The sequence below is a fragment of the Okeania sp. SIO2F4 genome (assembly GCF_010672385.1).
GTDB lineage: Bacteria > Cyanobacteriota > Cyanobacteriia > Cyanobacteriales > Microcoleaceae > Trichodesmium.
This window is the reverse complement of sequence record NZ_JAAHGT010000215.1, coordinates 1-3814: the sequence shown is the minus strand read 5'-3', so window position 1 is coordinate 3814 and position 3814 is coordinate 1. Positions and strand designations below refer to the sequence as shown.

At 33.1% G+C, this 3814-nt stretch carries 2 protein-coding genes and 1 pseudogene; 2 read left to right on the top strand and 1 reads right to left on the bottom strand.

Annotated elements, in window-relative coordinates:
• Window positions 1-282 (top strand): annotated as a pseudogene (locus F6K22_RS15460) (hypothetical protein); the annotation flags it as partial.
• Window positions 283-680: 398 nt separating this feature from the next.
• Here the strand turns inward: F6K22_RS15460 and F6K22_RS15455 are convergent.
• The gene (locus F6K22_RS15455) at window positions 681-1826 is read right to left on the bottom strand and encodes a YihY/virulence factor BrkB family protein (protein WP_293099262.1); all 1146 of its coding nucleotides are present in this window, start codon (window positions 1824-1826) and stop codon (window positions 681-683) included.
• Between the two features lie 1244 nt (window positions 1827-3070).
• On the opposite strand from F6K22_RS15455, the gene F6K22_RS15450 reads away from it, so the two are divergent.
• Entirely contained in the window at window positions 3071-3709 is a 639-nt protein-coding gene (locus F6K22_RS15450) for a hypothetical protein (RefSeq protein WP_293099260.1), read from the top strand.
• The last annotated feature ends 105 nt before the right edge of the window (window positions 3710-3814 follow it).

Sequence of the window (3814 nt, the reverse complement as noted above, 5' to 3'; positions counted from 1 at the left end):
ATAAAGAAACGATTATTGGAATTAGAAAAATACTGTCAAACTTGGCAAACAGGAATTTTTAATCCAAATCTTTTACCAAGCAAAACAACCCCAGAAAGTGACTCAAGAATTGAACAATTTAGACAACAACTAACTATTAAATGTCCTGATGGTAAAACACGTCTTTTTAGTTGGCATTTACGGATGACTCCTGGTGCTTGGCGACTTTATTTTTCTGAATATTTAGGACCTGGAAAAATAATCATTGGTTATATAGGTCTTAAGTTACTTAAGCTAAAATAGTGACAATATTTTTGATAGTCAAATAAATATAGATATAAGGTAAAATTCGTGAGTAAAAATTATAACTTTCTCATTCCCAAATTTTCTTACATTTGTGGCATTATCACCATTATTACTCTAATAATATGGCTCCTAAGAGGTTGGAAAATTCTGGCATTTTTACCAGGAGGAGTGATTTTATTTCTAATTTTCTTATCCATAACCACTGGCGTAATTAGTCTCTTACAAAGACCACGCTAACTCCAATTTTTCTACCGAAAAATTAAGGTTTAAAGCCTCTTCTTTCAAGGAGAAAAAAATAAAAAAAGTTTCTCTGAAGCCATCCTCTTCTTTTTAAGCAGAGGTAATTATTAATTGTTAATTATTAATTATTAATTATTAATTATTGAACATATTTCCTAATACTCTTTTTCCCCTTCCATAACTTCGCTTTCCCTTGCCATTGCCTCACCTACTGTTACATTTAATTGTGCCCCAATTAAAACTACCAATGAACTAATATATAACCATAATAATAAAATAATAAAAGTACCAATAGCTCCATAAGTTCGGTTATAGTTGCCAAAATGTAAAACGTATAAACGAAATAAATTAGAAGCTCCTGCCCACATTAATGCTGCAATAATTGCACCAGGCATTATAGGTGTACCTTTCCTTCTACAACTCGGACCAAAACGATAAACAAAAGCAAAAGCTGTTGATACTATTCCTAAAGTAATCGGCCATCTTAATTGACTCCAAGTTTCTAATAATTGTGACTTCAAAACACAATTATCAACAGGTTCTTGAAATAAACAATTAGCAACTTGATCGGGAGGGCAGTTAGGCAAAGTTTCTAGAGTTTCTAATAAGCAACTTTGCCGAGCAATCATATCTACAATTAAGTCGCTAACTAATACTAAGCCAGAAGCAATAATTAATAGTATTAGAGTCCCAATAGTTAGCCCTAAAGAAACTAATTTTGCTTTCCAAAAAGGTCGTTTTTTCTCAATCGGAACTTGATGAATTTGATCGAGAGCTGCCATCGCAGAACTAAGTACACTAGAAAATATCCAAATCGAACCAATAAAACTAAAAGAGAATATTTCTTTGTTGGGAGAACTCTGAATTTCATCGACAGCCCAGCTAATTAAAAACTGTACTTGATTTGGCAGTATATCTATTAGTAAACCTCCCATTTTTAAAAGGGTTGAACTTAAAGAGTCAAAAAGTCCAATTGCCGCGATTATTGTTAATAAAGCAGGAAATAAAGCGAGCATAGCATTATAAGCCATCTCTGCTGATAAACCTGGTAATCTTTGTTTTGCCGCACAAATAAATACTTCCTTAATAGTCTGGAAATTCAGGTGGAGAATGAACTGAAAAAAGCGAATTATTCGTCTTAGTATATGTTTAATTATCGACTTTAGTATTGCCAATACAACTCTATACGCACCTTGAGCAATTGGAGTTAATAAATCTAAAAATCGCTGCCTATTTTCGCGGTTTAAAACTTCCCGCAATGTTGCAGAATTAAAGTGACGTAGAAAATTCAGAAAGCTCATGGCTTTTGACTAAAAAGTAATATATATAATTATTTCAGCAAAATTAATTGTATATTTTATGCTTGACTTAAGTAAGTAGGCCAAATTATTTTGGCTCTACTGATAAAGTATACAAGTATATTTTTTACCCTATTCTCTACTCCCTTAAAAATATTAAATTAATTTGGCACAGGTACTTAGCTATTGGTAGTAAAGAATCACTTATAAACTAACTATAACCTAAGCATTCAGCTCTTAGCAATCAGCTAGCCTCTTACAGAGAAACTGCGTTATCAGCAAATAATAAATAATTTTTATTCTAAAGTTAAAGGAGCGTACTTTGGCAGTAACTTTTAATTCTCTCTCAATTTCAAGGGTTGCTTTTACCTGCTCCATTCGGCAATAGCTGATAACTGAATGCTTATACTACAACTTAAAACTAACAATTCTAAATAGGCAATTTTCGGACTTTTTAGAGACTGTTTGTTAAAGGAATATTAAACCCTGTAGTAGGGTGGGTTAGATAATAATAGATATGCTTACTCACCAAACTCTTAACTGTCCGTCGTAACCCACCGAATATACCGAATATTAATCATTCTAGCCACCTTAATCTTTACTTGTGCTTACTCTCTTATCAAGGTAAATTACCTCCTTTAAGGCAAAATTACAAAGTAACAATCTAAAGTTAGAACCTAGGGATAAATTTAGGAGTTTGAAACTAAGAACAAACTAATAGCAAATCTGTTATTCAAAGGAGCTTTTTGGTAAACGCCAAAACTCTTCCTGTAAAAGCTTTTTACCAAAATTAGAAAGAACTATAAGCTGTCAACCGGATTTAGTATAAGATATTTGAGATATTTATGTTAAAAAATTTTAGTCTTAGCAACAAAGGTATAATCAATTTAGTTGCTAGTAAAGTGTGGGACTCCTTAACCTGAAAAGTATAACAATTGTAGTTTGTATATCAAATATACAGACTTAGTTGAAGTCGGCCATATTATAGTATAGCTAGGAGTTCAACTTTTGATAGAGACTTAAACGCAAATATTAATCTCAAAAAATATTCAACGACCGATAGCTTGTCGGAAAGTAAAGCCTGTGGAGATTCAAAACCTCTTCACAACAAGTCTGTTAAGGATTCTATGAAACAGGAAGTCAACATTAAACCTATTCAATTATCTTGATTTGAGTAAGTTTGAGTAAATTTCATCAAGCAGAAACATAACCCAATTAAATGGACACTCTATCATCTAAAATATGATATGACTCAGGATATAACCCCATGGTTAAATGAAATCAAAGCTCTTCAACAAAAAATAGTTGAACTACAAACAGAATTAAATGCAGCCCAAGATAGTGCTTCTCAGTGGCGTCAACTCTACAATACCGAAGCTCAACAACGAAGAAATGAAACTCAACAGAGTCAAGAAATTATTGATAACTTAAAGACCAAACTTCAGAAATTACAAAAGGGTTTTTCCTCTGTTAAAGGCGATGGAGGTGAAACTTTAACAACTATTGAAGAGCAAATCGAACATTTACAAACTTTGGCTGAATTTAAGGCCAAAATTATTGAGACGATCCAAGAACGCGATTGTGCTGTTGAACAAGTCCAAAAGTTAACTATAGCCCTTAAACAAGAGCAAACTAATCATGCAGATACTCGTAAAAGTTTAACAAATGCTTTAGCAGATGCAGTAGATATTCTGGCCAAAGCAAAAGTAACCAAACAAGAAAAATTGGAGAATATTCCCAATAGTCAGCCAAAAACAGAAACTAATTATCAAAATCAAACTCAAACTCAAACTCAAATCCAACTACAGGAGAGAAAATCTCCCAATACTCCCCAGTTACCAGGCAACGAAACACCATTACCTCGCTTGCCCAATAGTAGAGATTAGACAGAAAAGCTCAAAATTGACATCCTCCCCGGTCTAAAGACACCAGCATTCCTACTGATCCTAAACTATTCGCTGGGTTGAAGTTTCACAGGCTGCTGGTATTTA